Here is a 15,246-nt window from a genome sequence, read left to right as displayed (position 1 = left end):
ATAACATGTGCCGAGGAATGTAGAATGCCGGAAAAAAAGATACTCATCGTGGAATCATTACGATAAGCTATCATGCAGGCCCCGCACTTGTTTGAATGAACCATGATGACAAATCAAACAACGGTGATAGGGCAATGGGCCCCGATATTAATTTGTTTTAAGATGATAAATGCGACTTTTCGCCAATCCATGCTGATCGGCGTGAATGAACACGGCTAAACGACAAAATTATTGCAGATCATCCGGCGGCCTTTTTTATTTGCTCGAGGATGCCCGGGGGGATGGGGATCGTCAGCATCCGCTCCTTGGCCCTGGCGCCGTAGACGAGATTGATCAGGCCCACCGTAACGGTTTTTCTTTTCATGAGCGATTGCAGTATCTCGCGGCTTTGGGAGATGGCCGCGTCAATGACCAGCCGTATCCAGTTGATGGTTCCTCCGGTCTTGAACAGCACGGATATGAGGGTCCTCCCGTCTTCTTCGGCTACGTGGACAGTGGGAACACCGGCCAGTATCTCCTGGATGACATCGTCGTTTTCAATATGAAAAAAAACATGGCCGTCTCTGGTTTTCAGCGGTATTGTTTCGCCGGCGTAGGTGAAATGGTCGTAGAAAAATGCGCATGCCCCCTCGTTGGGGATGGTTTCACCATCGGGAATCCTGGCGAATTCCCTGGCGATTTTCGTGTAGTCCTTTGAGTCGTCTTTGTTCCTGCTGAAAATGCCCATGGGACAGCATATTCCGGGGTATATGATTTTTGTCAAGATATGTTCGCGTTGCCGCGGCAGGCAACGCGAACATGGTGTTTCTCAGAATTCAGCTTTCAAACCGCCGTAGACCGAGCAGGGAGCCGCCCTGTATCCCCGGACCTCGTCGTATTTTTTGTTGAGGGCGTTCTCGACACGGACAAAGGCCTGGAGTTGGTCGATAATCCACCAGGACGCGGCGGCATCGACCTTGTAATAGGGATTCATATAACTGAAATGAGGGAATCTGTAATAATCCCTGCGCTTTCCCACGTAGGTGAATCCGATATTTATGTTTCCCTTTTTCAGGAAGGTGTAATTCACGGAGACGCCTCCCTGGTGGCGCGGACGGCGGATCATGTCGCCGGTGCGCAGAAACCTGTCATAGGAGCGGGTATAGGTGTAATATCCCTTGATAGCCAGGTCGTCGATGGGCTTCAACGATCCGATGCATTCCACGCCCCGGGCAAGGGCGTCGCTGTTCCAGTACCTGCCGCTGTTGTCGATGAAGGTGTCATAGACGACCAGGTTCTTGTAATCGATGCTGAAGTAGTTGATCTCCAGCACGATCCTGTCCTTCCACAGTGGCTGCTCGATGCCGGCGTCATAGCTGACGGTACGCTCCGGCTTCAGGTAGGCCCAGGTGAACTGGTAATACCGGTCGAATTTATTATAAAGCTGGTACAGGGACGGGATCTTGTAGCCGGTGCCCATGCTGCCTTTAAGCCTGGTTTCGGTAACCGGGATGATGAATGACCCGGACAATCCGTAATCAACGCTGTCTTGAAAATGATCGGGCCTGGTGTAGCGGACCCCGGCAATGACGAATATCCGCTTCAGCAGCTTCAGGTGGTTCTGCCCGTAGACAGCCCAGGTTCCGGCTTTTTTATCAATGGGGTCGGTGTGATCCATGGCGCCGGTGTAGAATTCGCTATAGGAAAACCAGTAGGGCATGGTGGAGGCCCATTCTTTTTCATAGGTCACGCCGCAGACGATCTCGTCATATTCCAGGATGGAGAACCTGTTTTTGAATTCTCCGGACATCATCTTGCCTTTGAAGGACATGTTGGAGTAGTTGAACGATGGATAACCGCCGCTTGTCGCATAGGAGGTCGCGTATTCATAGGCGTCGGGCCTGTTCTTGTCCCGCTGATTCTGGAACATGTATGAATAGAGGAGGGTGGATTCCCACCACTCGAACAGGGGAATGCTGTACTTGATGTTCATGGCCAGGTTCTGGTTTTCGAACGTATGGTTGATGTCTTCCTCGAAGGCTCCATTGGCGATTTTCATTTTTGAGTCGGTAAACCGGAGCGCCATTGAAAGCCAGCTGTCATGGATGGTCTTCAGGCCCAGCTGCGTGGATACCGCCGTGGTCTCGTAGCCGTCGCGACGGTTCTTCAGAAGGGATTTGCGCAGGCCCCGCCATGTGGAAGTCCGCGAGAACCCCTCCGAATCGGTCCGGGACACGCCGAAGGAATAGTAGGCCCAATCGGTGCCCCCGCTGATGCCGGCGGATTCCTTGAAGGTTTTAAAGGACCCGCCCTCGGCCTGGATGTTCACCTTCGGTTTTCCCGCGCCCTTTTTTGTGATGATGTTGATGACGCCGCCGATGGCGTCGGAGCCGTACATGACGCTCTGGGACCCGCGAACGATCTCAATCCGCTCGATATTGTCCGTGGTGAGATGGGCGAAATCGAAGCCATGACCAGGAGAGGATGGTTCATTGACTTTAACTCCATCTATAAGGACCGTCGTATGATTTGACGCGGTGCCGCGCATGTACAGGTCCGCCAACCCTCCCATGGGCGAGCTCTGTGAGACGGATATGCCCGGCGTGTTCTTGAGGATGTCCACGACTTTCATTTTTTTCGTCCGGTCGATCTCCTCAGCTGTAATAACGGTGATGGATGATCCGGTTTCTTTTTTGTTGATACCGGTCTTTGTCGCGGTGATAACGATTTCCCCGCTGGTTTTACCGTGTTTTTCTTCTTTCTCCTTGTCGTCGGGCGGGGCTTGTTCCGATTCTTTTGCGGTATCTTTCTTTGTGATGTCCGGGTCTTTTCCGGCAGGCTGACTTGACGCCTGATTGTAAAGGAAAAGAACAGCCAACAGGGTAGTAAAAAGATTTTTCCAGGTATGTTGCATGAAACGGCCTCCAGTAGTTATAGAATATTTAATTCTTTACTGCTGGATATCCGAAAGTCTGAAGAGCAATAATGATTTGTGCGAACAAAAAACGCGCCCGAGGGCGCGTTTTTTGTGTCAGACATGAACTTCTTGAAAGAAGTATGACCAACTGGCTCCCGTTCCTCGAGGATATCACAGTTATGGAAGTTCTGACTTATCCGCCGTGGCGGAATTACAGTTGCGGGACAGCGCGGGATTTGCACCCGACTTCCTCCAGGTTGTTAAAGAACAACAGGTGACATTAGAATTGCAAGGAATAATCTGTCAATAAGAATTATGGTATTGCTGGCGGAAGATGTTTTTCCTTGTCGGGTGGGACCGGCGGTTACTATAGGTTCGATTTACTGTTTTTTCCCTATACCATTGTTAATTAAGTCCCGCAATGTCATGGATATCTCTTCTGTATTGCAATCACCGTTATACGCGAGCCAGGCGGCATATTCCGTCATGCCCATGAGCATGTACGCGGCGCCGAGGCAGTCCAGATCTTTTTCTATTTTTCCTTCCACCTTTAAAGCTTCGATATCCCGCGCGATTGGCTTGATTATCTGGTCAAGGATAGCTTTAAATTTATCTTTATAAAAAGGGTTGCTGCCGATCGATGCGCGCCGGACCTGGTTCATCATATCTATCCATTTCGGATATGACTCGAAAAACGCGTCGCCTCGCTTGAACAGGTGCCTGGTCATATCGCGTTCGTCTTTGATTTCCTGCCAGACATGACTGTACATTTTATAAAATATGGAATCGGCGCACTGGAAGAACAGGTCATCCTTGTCCTTGAAGTACTTGTAGAAAGTGCCTTTTCCAATGCTTGCTTTATTTACAATATCATCAATGCTGGTTTCTCCCAGCCCATTATTGAGAAAAAGATCCACGGCAGCCGCGACGATGGCGTTTCTTTTTTCGCTGGACGCGATAACCGTATCGCCGTCGGGGGCGGACGCGTAAGGCCTTCGGTCGAGCTCCTCTTTTATCAATGCAAGGGGTTTTTGTTCATCCGTCTGCATTTTTTTAATAATCTTTAAACGTTCCAGGTGGTCGTCTGTATAATACCCCGCCGTTTTGCTTGTTTTGATGGCGGGGGGAAGAAGCCCCTCCTTTATATAAAACCGGATCGTGGGTATCGGTGTTGATGAGATCCGTGAAAGCTCTGACATCTTATAATAATTGATCGAATTCATCGCTGTTGCAGCCATTACTCATTCCGGTTAATTTCTTGATTCTGCATGATGCCATTGAGTACTACCCTTATTCCCCTATTTATAAATTGATCAATCTCATCACTGCTTTTCCCATCGCAAAAATAAATCCCGTATTCGGCAACTCCCATGAGCAGGTGGGCCACTATATGCGTGTTCATTTCCTTGAAAAAGCCCTGCCGTATGCCATCGTTCAGATCGGTGGCGATAGGGCCGGCAAGGTTTGCGATAATCCGGTTGAGCTTCAGCCTGTTTTTAGCCTCTAACCCCGAAGAAGTCCCCCGCACGAGTTGAAGCATATCTATCATGTGCCGGTGGGTTTTAATAAATAGGGAACCCCGCAAGCTCAATCGCTTGATAACGTCTTTTTCGTTGAGGAGCTCATTGAATTCCCTGTCAATATCATAGAACACTCTGTCGGCGCATTCATAAAAAAGCTCTTCCTTATCTGAAAAATGTTTATAAAAGGTGGCTTTGCTTATGCTTGATTTCTCGGCGATGTCGTTGATGCTTATATCGTCGTATCCCTTGCTTCTGAACAACTCTATTGCGGCCGTGATAATATCGTCCTTTCTGTCTAATGATTGGGATTGTCCGATAACACTATCTGCCGTGTTCAATGAGATAGAGTGATTTCTTTTAATTTCTTCAATTGATAGCTTATCTTTACTGCGCAGCTGTTTGAGCGTTTTTAACTGTTTAATATGGCCATTGTTATAATAAGCCCTGGTCTTTCCTTTTTTTTGAGGTGGTGAGATAAGACCTTCCCGCAGGTAAAACCGGATTGTTGATGTCGGGATCCCACATAAACGGGAAAGCTCTGATATGGTTATATTTTCTTTGATACTCATTTGTATTTTTATATTAACAAAAATAAATTATTGTATAGTTTGTTAATGTAGATTTTCCTATCTTTGCAATAATGGTGTCAGAGTAGGTTCATTTCCATGTCTTTTTAGTTATTTTAAGCAAAATTATGTCATTATGATAAGAATGCAACTTAAATATGGCACTGTGGGGTCTTTTTAAGGGGCTCCGCCCCATAAACCCGAAAACAACGAATTCTATAATAGACCTCTTCACTTCTTTTCTGATTTTTCCCTAAAACAAAAAAATTTAATTAATTCACTTGACGATATCAACCAGTACTTATTAGTATTGTATTGTAAAGCAATAATATGATACGGTACGGTATCGTCAATAATAATTCGATAAGTGCCGTGGAGGAGGAAATAAAAATGAGTAAAGGAAAGATAGCGATTATCGGCATTGGGGAAGTTCCCACGCGCACCATGCCGGAGCGCACACGATGGGACATCCTCTATGAAGTCTGTATGCAAGCGGTAAAGGATTCGGGTCTTCATAAGAATGATATCGAAGGCACCGTGATCGTATCGCCCCAGGCGCAGGAGCGGCTCACCGGGGAGCTCTCTTTCGGGAAGCTGCCGGAGGAACTGGGCCTCAAGGGGGTCAAGGACAGCGTGGTAATAAACGCCGGCGGCGCGTCCACTTCCAATTGCATCAGGATGGCGGAACAGTGGATAGAGAGCGGTATTGCAAAAGCCGTGCTGATTCCACACGTTACGGTCCATTCGACCATACCGCTCCCCGATGTGGTGAATTTCTTCGCCCGGGCCGGCGTCGACCTCCAGTGGGAATATCCCTACGGATCCACGTACAACATCATCATGGGAATGATGGCGAACCATTTTATGCATGAAACAGGATGCACTGAAGAGGAAATGGCCTCGGTCGTGACCGCCCTCCGCAGCTGGGCGTCAAAAGACCCGAATTCGATATTTTACGGTAAAGAAGTTCCGTCAGTCAAGAAGGTGCTGGAATCGGATCTTCTCAACACTCCTCTTCACAAACGGGAAAGCAACATCACCGCTGACGGCGGATGCGCCATGGTGGTCGTCTCCGCCGAGGACGCGAAAAAAATGAAGAGGCCCGCGGCGTACAAGCTGGGCGAATCGGTACGATACTTCAGCGGCAGTCCCATTCTCCGCGATTTCAACGGGGTTGCCGAAGGCTTCAAGGTTACCGCAAAGGAAGCCATGGCGCAGGCCGGCATCAGGAAAGAAGATGTCAGCATCTGGAACTGCTACCTGGCCTATCCCCTCGGCCATCCCATCATGGCGGAAGCGCTGGAAGTGGCTCCCAAGGGCCAGGCGGGTAAATACTTTTTACAGGGACGCATGTCCTTCGGCGGCGACATTCCCTGGTCTACGATCGGCGACGCGCCGGGAAGGGGCCATACCGGGTCCGGTGTGAGCGCGGCTACCTATGTCGAAACCGCGCGGCAGCTCATGGGCAAGGCCGGCGAGCGCCAGGTAAAGAACTGCAAATACGTATATCAGAACACGGCCGGCGGGTCCGGGTTCAACAACATAGCCACCATCTGGGGGAGGGAATAACCATGAGCTTTGACATGACAAAACCATTACCGGAAGTACAGCCCTGGTCTCAAAAATTCTGGGAAGGGACCAAACAGGGAAAGCTTCTCATACAGGTCTGCAAGGATTGCAGTTCGAAGATCTTTTATCCGCGCAAATACTGCCCCGAGTGCTGGTCGGATAAGCTGGACTGGATCGAGGCAAGCGGCAAGGGGAAGATTTTTACATTTTCCACCGCCTACAGCATGGTGGAGCCCCGGTTCATGGACGAGCTTCCCTACACGGTCGCCTATGTAGACCTGGAGGAGGGGATCAGGATGATGACCAGGATCGTCGATTGCGATCCGAAGGATATAAAGATCGGTATGGATGTGGAAGTCACCTTTTCCCAGCGGGAGAACTTCTACATGCCTTACTTCAAACCGGTGAAGAAATAAGGAGGCGGTCATGGAATCGTACACAACGATCACCTATGAAATCAAGGGTACCGTTTGTCACATCACCCTGAACCGGGTGGATAAGAAGAACGCCATCAACCGGGAAATGGCTGCTGAGCTCCTCCATGCGTTCAGGCGCGTGAGGGAAGAGAGCGGAGTCGCCGTCGTGGTCCTGTCGGGCGAGGGAAAATCCTTCTGCACCGGCGGGGACCTTTCAGTGTTCCCATCGCTCTGCGAGCACCAGAGCTCTATCAACTGGCTGGCCCATGACGGGTACGACATCAACAAGGCCATCGAGCAGTGCGAGAAAGTCGTAGTCGCCAAGATCAAAGGTTACTGCCTCGCCGGCGGCCTGGAGCTCGCCCTCATGTGTGATCTGATCTACGCGTGCGAGTCCGCGAAGCTTGGCACTACCGAGATAAATATGGGAATACTCCCGGGCTGGGGCGGCACCGTGCGCATCGCCCGCTCCATGCCGATATTCAGGGCGCGGGAGATCATCTACAGCGGCAGGAAGGACTATCCGGCCAGGGAGATGTACGAGATGGGCTTCCTCACCCGCGTGTTTCCCGATGAGACCTTTGAAAAGGATTTTGAGGCGGTGGTGGCGAACCTGGCTGCAAAAAAACCGATCGCCATCAGGATGGGCAAGGAGGTCATGGCGAAGTCCCTCGAATGCGGGAGCATCGATGCGGCCCTTGCCCTGGAGCGGAATGCGATCCAGTGGCTGGTGTATGCCCCTGACATCCAGGCGGTCATGGACAACTTCAGGAAAAAGCCCGAGGACCTGGTCAACGCCCAGAAGGCGGCGAACGTGGCGTCGGATGTTAAGAAGTAATGCCCTCACCCCCCCCCAGCCCCCTCTCCCATTTAGAAATGATGAAAGGAGAGGGGGAGTAGAGTGAGGTCCGAACTCCCCTCTCCTTTTTCCAGAGTTTAATGGGAGAGGGGCCGGGGGTGAGGGGTTTATAAGGTAAATATAGGAGAACTATCATGGATTTCGGATTAACTGAAGAACAACGGATCATTCAGGATACATTCAAGGCCTTTTGCGAAAAGGAGCTGAACTGGGAGTACGTGCGCTGGATGGACGAGAATGTTGATTTCCCCCCTGATGAACTCTGGCAAAAATTTGTTGAGATGGGTCTCTTCAGCGCCGCGATACCCGAAGAGTATGGCGGGCAGGGGCTCGGCCAGGTTGATATAATGCTCGCCTTCGAGCAGATTTGTAAAAAGTCGATGTCGATAGCGTTGGCGACCGGCGTCACCAGCGGCTTCGGCGTGCGGTTTATCGCCGAGCTCGGAACAAAGGAGCAGAAGGAGAAGTACCTGCCCCTCATAGCAGAGGGCAAGTACAAGACCTGCATGGCATTGACCGAACCGGCGGGGGGCACGGACATCCTCGGCGCCCTGTCAACAACGGCGGAAGAGAAGAGCGACCGTTTCGTGATCAACGGCCAGAAAGTGTTCATCACCGGCGCCCATGTGGCGGACGGTCTCATGACCATCTGCAAGACCGAGAAGGACGCGAAGAAAGCTAAGTCCTGGACCACCTTTATCGTGCCGGGAAAGTCAAAGGGAATAACCATCAATAAAATCGGCAAGATAAGCTGCCATCACTGCGAATCGGTGGAGATATTCTTCGATAACGTCGAGGTGCCCAAGGAGAACATGCTGGGCACCCGGGGAAATGCTTTCTACGAGATCATGACGGTGCTCAACCCGGAGCGCATCGGCGTAGCCATGATGGGCGTGGGAATCATAGCGGCCATCTACGAGGCGTGCATGAGATACGTTCAGGAGCGCGCCGCCTTCGGCGGGCCCATAGGCCGGTTCCAGATCCTGCAGAACTATATGGCGGACATGTACATCAACCTGGAGAATTCCCGGAACCTCACATACAAATCCGCCTGGCTTTGCGACAACAAGAAGCCGTATCACCTTGAAGCAACCATGGCGAAGCTTGTCGCCGCCGAGGGGGCGAGGCACGCGGGCACATTCGGTTCCGAGATATTCGGCGGATACGGCATCTGCAGCGAATACCCGGTATCCATGTTTTTGCGGGACGCATACCAGATCCAGTTCTCACCCATATCAAACGAGATGAGCCGCAATATGCTGATGCAGTTCCAGGGACTGCCCAAGTCCTGGGCATAATAACAAGGAGGCAATGTATGTATACACTAGGAGATCTTCCCAGGAATGGGGCCATATTTTTCCCTGATAGAATTGCCGTTGTATATGAAGATACGAGGCTGACGTATCGCGAATTCAACAATCGGGTCAGCCGGTTTTCTAATGCGTTGATAAAATTGGGATACGGAAAGGGCGATCGACTCTGCGTTATGGCGGATAACTGCTCGAAGTATCTGGAGGTGTATTTTGGCGCGGCCAAGATAGGGATGTGCGTGACGCCCATCAATCTCAGGCTGGGAGACCATGAGCTGGTATATATCATCAATCACTGCGAGGCGACACTCTTCGTGGTGGGCGACAGTTTCGAGGATCGCGTTGGCGGGATGAAAGGCGAGCTGAAGGGCATCAAACAGTGGATAACTCTGGATAATCCCGTCGGAGGATTTCTTAATTATGAAGAGCTTCTTGAAAAATCTTCAGATGCGGAGCCGGACCAAGACCTCTTTAACGTGCAGGAAGATGACCTGGCGGTTCTCATGTACACCGGCGGTACGACAGGCCTTCCCAAGGGTGTCATGTTGAATCACAGAAGTTGTGTATTGTCGGGTTTAACCGCGGCCATTGCCATGGCATTAACCAGACATGATTCAACCTGCTACGTGCTTCCCATATTCCATGTATCCTGGTGGCCGATCCTCGCGATATTCCTGGTTTATGGGAAGGTGTGCATCAACAGGAAGCCTAACCTGGCCAGAATTTTTGAGCTCATACAGAATGAGAAATGCACACATATAAACCTGGTCCCAACCATTTACGGGTGGATGGTTGATAACCCCGATGTGTCGAAATACGATCTTTCCAGCCTCAGGGTCTGCTCCTACGCGGGGAGTCCCTTCCCGACGGAGGTCCTCAAAAAATGCATTAAGAAATTCGGAAATAAGTTCTGCCAGGGATACGGCGCCACGGAAACTGCCGGCGCAGCCATCAGTATGCTTGATGATAAAGACCATTATCTGGAAGGGCCAAAATCAAAATATCTGACAAGCGCGGGCAATCCTTCCCCCTGCTCACGGGTGAAAATCGTGGACGATAAGGACAATACGCTGAAGCCGGGTGAGATGGGGGAGATCTGCGCAAAGGGAAAGCATATCATGATGGGGTACTGGAAGAACCCCGAGGCGAACAAGGCCGCCCTGATCGACGGCTGGTACCACACGGGGGATATCGGGTACATGGATGAGGACGGATTCATCTACATGACGGACCGGAAGGCTGACATGATCATCTCCGGCGGAGAGAACGTGTATCCGGCGGAGGTGGAGAACGTGATCTATCAGCACCCGGCAGTGTTCGAATGCTCGGTTGTATCCGCTCCCGATGAGAAATGGGGCGAGATCGTGCAGGCCGTGGTGGTGCTGAGGCCCGGAGAAAAAGCCACGGAGGAAGAGATTATCGAGCATTGCAAAAAGAGCCTCGCGGGGTATAAGTGCCCCAAGGCCGTGGCCTTCTGGGATTCGATCCCGAAGACCATTGTCGGCAAGATAATTAAGAAGGACATCAAAGCGAAGTTTTGGGAAGGAAAAGAAAAAATGATCGGCTGAAACATTCCCCTCCCTTGATGGGAGAGGTAAGGGGAGGGTGTTCCAGTATTTGATCACCCCAACCCGGCCCTCCCCCGTCGAAAGGTAGGGGGTAAAAAATATAAGGGAGGATAGACATTATGAATTTCGACAAGCTTTTTGAGCCTATTAAAATCGGATCCCTGGAATTAAAAAACCGTATCGCCATGGCGCCCATGAACATGGGGTATACCGATCCGCTGGGGTACCCGGGAGACCAGGTGCTTGCACATTACGCAACGCGCGCGCGGGGCGGGTTCGGCTTGCTCATCACCGAGGCGGTCATGATCAATCCCCATGAATGGTATGGCGGAGACACCATGAACGTTTCGCACCTGACCGATTATCGTTATTACCGGTTCTGGAGCAAGGTAGTTGAGACAGTTCATTCCTATGATAAATGTAAAATATGCATCCAGCTCAGCCCGGGCTGGGGAAGGCAGGGACATCCGCCGGTCAGCAATCCGAGCGTATACCCGGCCGCCCCTTCGGCGGTACCGCTCCATATCGATTTGAGAAACGTACTGGGGAACAAGGGATGGATGAGCCAGATAAAGAAAAATATAAAGGAAACGACAGGCGCGGATGCGAATTTTGACGAGTTATTAAAGATCCCCGATGAAGTTTATTTCTCCGAGGAATTCCAGAACAATATCAAAAAAATGGTCATGGGAACATCCGATTTTCTCTATCACAACATCTGGCGCGAGGCTCCGCGTGAAATTACCGTTGAAGAGATCAAGGAGCTGGAAGGCCGAATGGCCGCCCAGGCCGAGGCCGCATTCAGCATTGGATTTGACGCAGTGGAAATTCACAGCCCCCACGGTTATCTGATACATCAGTTTTTATCTCCAATGATGAACAAGCGGGTTGATGAATATGGCGGCACCGTGGAAAACAGGGCCCGTTTCCTCACCAATATCATACGGAAGATCCGCGCAAAGGTCGGCAATGACAGACCGGTCTGGTGCAGGCTAAGCGGCGACGATCTCCAGCCGGGAGGGGTTTCCCATGAAGACCAGTGCAAGGTTGCGGCTCTGTGCAAGGAGGCGGGGGTCGATGCCATCGACGTTTCCCAGGGTAGTTATCAGACTTCCGGAAGCACCTTCGCGTACTACGGGGAAGGCGATTTCACCCGCTGGGCAAAGGGGTTCAAGGACGCGACAGGTTTGCCGACCATCGTTCCCAATTTCGTTACACCCCATGAATGTATTAAGGCCATTACGGAACAGTCAGTGGACATCGTGTCCCTCGGCCGCCAGTCCATAGCGGACCCCTTCTGGCCGGTGAAAGTCAAGGAAGGAAGGGTCGAGGATATCGTGAAATGCAGCCGCTGCCAGCAATGCTATATGCACTTCATGCTCAATAAATGGATCACCTGTTCGGTGAACCCGACCGCGGGCAGGGAGCGTCAGTTCCCCGAGTTGTGGCTGAACGGATCGAAGCTTGAATCAAGGGTCGAAAAGTTTAAGAAAAAAGCGGCAGGCCTTCCGCAGATATAAAGGGGCCCCTTAAAATCCAGACCAGGAGGATACTATAGATGAAAGATAACTATTTCAAAATTGATCCTGAATGTCATCTCATCGGCGATATCGGCCCGGTGAACCATTTTCCCGGCGTGCAGATGTGGTGGCGGGCCATAGACAATATAAAGAGGCCCTTGATGACAGGGGCGCCGCCGAAGCTTCTCGGCAAATTTGCAGGCGGTATAGAAGCATGGGAGATGGAGAAAAATGCCACGCCGGAGAACATACTCAAAGCAATGGATAAGTACGGGGTTGATATTGCCTGTTTGCTGCCCGAGTCCATGATGGACACCACCGGGTTCACCAGCCGGTGGTGCACCAACGGCGACATGGCGAAGATCGTTGAAACGAACCCCGACCGGTTCATGTACCAGCCCAACATATCCCCGATCAAACAGCGTGGCGTGAAAAACGCCATCTGGGAGCTTGAGTACTGGGTGAAGGAGCGGGGCGCGAAGATATTCAAGTACTATTCGCCTGAAGACACGTACATGAACGACCCGGACCTCTGGCCGTTCTACGAGAAGGCGCAGGAGTTGGGAATTGTCCTCGACTTTCACACCGGCATGGTGTGGGTGCCGCCCGGAAAGAGCAAGTACTGCCACCCTGAGCAGCTCGATGATGTGGCACGGGACTTCCCGGATCTGAAGATCAACGCCTTTCACATGGGATATCCCTATGCTGACGTGCTCAACATGGTGGCCCTGGGACATCCCAATGTCTATATCTGCCTGAGCCTCCTGGTGCCCTGGGCAATAACCGCGCCACGCAAATTTGCTCGTCTCCTGGGAGAGGCGATCCGTTTCGTCGGCCCGGATAAGATTACCTGGGGTACCGATTACGCCGGCTTCGGCGCGCAGGTAATGGGAGCGGTCAAGGGCCTCCAGGAGTTCCAGATACCGGAGGATATGCAGGACGATTACGGGTATCAGCCCATCACGGATGAAGATCGCGCCAAAATTTTCGGCGGTAACCTGGGGCGGCTCATGGGGATCGATACGACGAAGCGGCGGATCAAGTCATAGATGACGCCTGCCATGCCGGCGATGCCGGATAAACAATGCCGGCATAGCAGGTATTTCTTGATAAAGGTCTGGAAGTGAGTATATAAATGAATCAAAAATTAGCGCAAGAAAATGATGTAATTCTCAAATCGGGATCCAATGAATTGTTTTCCGATCCTGATCCGGATACGGCAAGAGAGTTTTTCAGGGGGAAAACCCGCGCCATGGTGAATAAAGTAACTACGGCACGGGAGGCGGTAAAGACCCTTCTGAACGACGGCGACTATCTTGTCATAGGCGGATTCGGAGCCAATAGGATACCCACGGCAATTTTACATGAGATATGCCGCCAGGAAAAGAAGAACCTGGCCTTCGCCGGCCATACGGCGACGCACGACATGCAGATACTGGTGGGCGGCGGCTGCATAGACCGGCTCGATATCGCCTATATCATCGGCCTCGAGGCGCGGGGCCTTTCGCCAAGCTCGCGGCGCGCCGTCGAAAGCGGTGCCATCAAGCTTACCGAATGGACCAATGCCACCCTGTCATGGCGGATCAAGGCCGCAGCCATGGGTCTTTCATTTATTCCGGCCAGGAATATCATGGGCACGGATACCTTCACGTTCAGCGCCTCAAAGGAAATCCTGTGCCCCTTTACCGGGAAAAAATATGCGGCGCACCCGGCCCTGTATCCGGACTTTGCCGCGATCCATGTGCACGAATGCGACGTGTACGGCAATGCCCGGGTCTATGGCGCTTCGGTCTCAGACCAGGACCTTGCAAAAGCTGCGAAGCGAGTGGTCATTACCACCGAGCGTATTGTTCCCAACGAGGAGATCAGGCGCCAGCCGCACGCAACTTTCATCCCCTTCTGGAGCGTGGACGCGGTCATCGAGGTGCCCTATGGAAGCTACCCGGGCAACATGCCCTACGAGTATTTTTCTGACGAAGAATATCTTAAACAATGGCTTGCCATCGAAAAGGACCCTGTCGCATTCAAGGATTTCTTTAAGAAACAGATTATGGAAACATGCGACTTCTATGAATATCTCAGTCTGAACGGAGGCATTGAGAAAATGATGAAGCTGCGGGCAGTTGAAAATCTGATCGATAGTAAATAGGAAAATAATCATGGCAGATTACAATCCGATGGAACTCATGATATGCATTGCGGCCCGGAACCTTGAAGACGGCGCGACCGTCGTTGTGGGCACCGGCGCTCCCTGCGCGGCGGCCATGGTGGCGCAGAAGACCCATTCCCCGAACCTTACCATTATGTTTGAGGCCGGCGGCGTGGCGCCGATACTACCGGCGATGCCGATATCGGTGGGCGACTCCCGGACATTTCATAAGGCTATCCTGGCCAGCTCCATGCCTGACGTCATGGAGACATGCCAGCGGGGAATGGTGGACTATACCTTCCTGGGCGGAGCGCAAATCGACATGTACGGAAATATCAATTCCACCATGATCGGGGATAACCACTCGAAGCCGAAGGTGCGTTTTCCGGGGTCCGGGGGCGCCAATGACCTGGCATCCCTCTGCTGGCGTACCATGATGATGACGCCGCAGGACAACAAGCGTTTTACCGGGAAGCTGGATTTCATTACTTCGCCGGGATACCTCACCGGCGGCACATCCCGATACGATGCCGGCCTTCCCCGGGGGACCGGTCCCTACAGGATCATCACCAACATGGCAATCATGGGTTTCGATGATGAGACCAGGCGAATGAAGGTTTTGTCCGTTAACCCGGGGTATGGCAGGAAAGATATCCGGGATAATTGCGGATTCGAGCTCCTCTGGGCGGAGACGATTGCCGATACGGAACCGCCGCAAGATGAAGAGCTGCGGATTTTGAGGGAAGAGGTGGATCCGAATCGTTATATCATTGGTAGATGAGGAGGGAATATGATATTTCCGAAAGATCTGGGATTGGTGATGCCTGTTTATGCAGATTTGAATCTCATTGCAAACATGCGGAGGAATGC

General features: G+C 51.8%; 13 protein-coding genes and 1 riboswitch. Of the genes, 9 read left to right on the top strand and 4 right to left on the bottom strand.

Features of this window, described 5'->3' with window-relative positions:
* Window positions 1-238 precede the first annotated feature (238 nt).
* From KA369_09190 to KA369_09175, 4 genes are all read right to left on the bottom strand, one after another.
* A complete protein-coding gene (locus KA369_09190; protein ID MBP7736131.1) occupies window positions 239-763 on the bottom strand; it encodes a hypothetical protein in 525 nt (174 codons plus the stop codon).
* Between the two features lie 45 nt (window positions 764-808).
* Window positions 809-2,893: a TonB-dependent receptor gene (locus KA369_09185; GenBank protein ID MBP7736130.1), complete on the bottom strand. Its 2,085-nt coding sequence runs from the start codon at window positions 2,891-2,893 to the stop codon at window positions 809-811.
* Between the two features lie 166 nt (window positions 2,894-3,059).
* Window positions 3,060-3,184: riboswitch (cobalamin riboswitch) on the bottom strand.
* A 92-nt stretch (window positions 3,185-3,276) separates the two neighbouring features.
* On the bottom strand, window positions 3,277-4,134 hold the full coding sequence (locus KA369_09180) for a MerR family transcriptional regulator (GenBank protein ID MBP7736129.1): 858 nt from the start codon (window positions 4,132-4,134) through the stop codon (window positions 3,277-3,279).
* Complete coding sequence (locus tag KA369_09175) at window positions 4,134-4,988, bottom strand: MerR family transcriptional regulator (protein ID MBP7736128.1); 855 nt, start codon at window positions 4,986-4,988, stop codon at window positions 4,134-4,136. The genes KA369_09180 and KA369_09175 overlap by 1 nt, the downstream gene beginning before the upstream one ends.
* A gap of 387 nt (window positions 4,989-5,375) precedes the next feature.
* Here KA369_09175 and KA369_09170 point away from each other — a divergent pair, with 387 nt between their 5' ends.
* From KA369_09170 to KA369_09130, 9 genes are all read left to right on the top strand, one after another.
* The gene (locus KA369_09170) at window positions 5,376-6,554 is read left to right on the top strand and encodes a thiolase family protein (protein MBP7736127.1); all 1,179 of its coding nucleotides are present in this window, start codon (window positions 5,376-5,378) and stop codon (window positions 6,552-6,554) included.
* A gap of 2 nt (window positions 6,555-6,556) precedes the next feature.
* Window positions 6,557-6,970, top strand: a complete 414-nt coding sequence (locus tag KA369_09165) for a Zn-ribbon domain-containing OB-fold protein (protein ID MBP7736126.1) — start codon at window positions 6,557-6,559, stop codon at window positions 6,968-6,970.
* Window positions 6,971-6,980: 10 nt separating this feature from the next.
* On the top strand, window positions 6,981-7,808 hold the full coding sequence (locus tag KA369_09160) for an enoyl-CoA hydratase/isomerase family protein (protein ID MBP7736125.1): 828 nt from the start codon (window positions 6,981-6,983) through the stop codon (window positions 7,806-7,808).
* A gap of 155 nt (window positions 7,809-7,963) precedes the next feature.
* Entirely contained in the window at window positions 7,964-9,127 is a 1,164-nt protein-coding gene (locus KA369_09155; GenBank protein ID MBP7736124.1) for an acyl-CoA/acyl-ACP dehydrogenase, read from the top strand.
* 17 nt (window positions 9,128-9,144) lie between these two features.
* On the top strand, window positions 9,145-10,707 hold the full coding sequence (locus tag KA369_09150) for a long-chain-fatty-acid--CoA ligase (protein ID MBP7736123.1): 1,563 nt from the start codon (window positions 9,145-9,147) through the stop codon (window positions 10,705-10,707).
* A gap of 119 nt (window positions 10,708-10,826) precedes the next feature.
* Window positions 10,827-12,227, top strand: a complete 1,401-nt coding sequence (locus KA369_09145) for an NADH:flavin oxidoreductase (GenBank protein MBP7736122.1) — start codon at window positions 10,827-10,829, stop codon at window positions 12,225-12,227.
* Between the two features lie 38 nt (window positions 12,228-12,265).
* Entirely contained in the window at window positions 12,266-13,276 is a 1,011-nt protein-coding gene (locus KA369_09140) for an amidohydrolase (GenBank protein MBP7736121.1), read from the top strand.
* A gap of 86 nt (window positions 13,277-13,362) precedes the next feature.
* Window positions 13,363-14,376: a CoA transferase subunit A gene (locus KA369_09135; GenBank protein MBP7736120.1), complete on the top strand. Its 1,014-nt coding sequence runs from the start codon at window positions 13,363-13,365 to the stop codon at window positions 14,374-14,376.
* Window positions 14,377-14,386: 10 nt separating this feature from the next.
* Entirely contained in the window at window positions 14,387-15,157 is a 771-nt protein-coding gene (locus KA369_09130; GenBank protein ID MBP7736119.1) for a 3-oxoacid CoA-transferase, read from the top strand.
* The last annotated feature ends 89 nt before the right edge of the window (window positions 15,158-15,246 follow it).

The organism is Spirochaetota bacterium, assembly GCA_017999915.1.
In the GTDB taxonomy this organism is placed as follows: Bacteria; Spirochaetota; UBA4802; order UBA4802; family UBA5550; genus RBG-16-49-21.
Note: the sequence above shows the minus strand (reverse complement) of the source record. Positions and strands in the feature narration are given on the sequence as shown.

Coding starts and splice junctions, on each gene's coding strand:
- KA369_09185 (MBP7736130.1), bottom strand. CDS start 2,893: ATGCAACATACCTGGAAAAATCTTTTTACTACCCTGTTGGCTGTTCTT.
- KA369_09180 (MBP7736129.1), bottom strand. CDS start 4,134: ATGGCTGCAACAGCGATGAATTCGATCAATTATTATAAGATGTCAGAG.
- KA369_09175 (MBP7736128.1), bottom strand. CDS start 4,988: ATGAGTATCAAAGAAAATATAACCATATCAGAGCTTTCCCGTTTATGT.
- KA369_09170 (MBP7736127.1), top strand. CDS start 5,376: ATGAGTAAAGGAAAGATAGCGATTATCGGCATTGGGGAAGTTCCCACG.
- KA369_09165 (MBP7736126.1), top strand. CDS start 6,557: ATGAGCTTTGACATGACAAAACCATTACCGGAAGTACAGCCCTGGTCT.
- KA369_09160 (MBP7736125.1), top strand. CDS start 6,981: ATGGAATCGTACACAACGATCACCTATGAAATCAAGGGTACCGTTTGT.
- KA369_09155 (MBP7736124.1), top strand. CDS start 7,964: ATGGATTTCGGATTAACTGAAGAACAACGGATCATTCAGGATACATTC.
- KA369_09150 (MBP7736123.1), top strand. CDS start 9,145: ATGTATACACTAGGAGATCTTCCCAGGAATGGGGCCATATTTTTCCCT.
- KA369_09145 (MBP7736122.1), top strand. CDS start 10,827: ATGAATTTCGACAAGCTTTTTGAGCCTATTAAAATCGGATCCCTGGAA.
- KA369_09140 (MBP7736121.1), top strand. CDS start 12,266: ATGAAAGATAACTATTTCAAAATTGATCCTGAATGTCATCTCATCGGC.
- KA369_09135 (MBP7736120.1), top strand. CDS start 13,363: ATGAATCAAAAATTAGCGCAAGAAAATGATGTAATTCTCAAATCGGGA.
- KA369_09130 (MBP7736119.1), top strand. CDS start 14,387: ATGGCAGATTACAATCCGATGGAACTCATGATATGCATTGCGGCCCGG.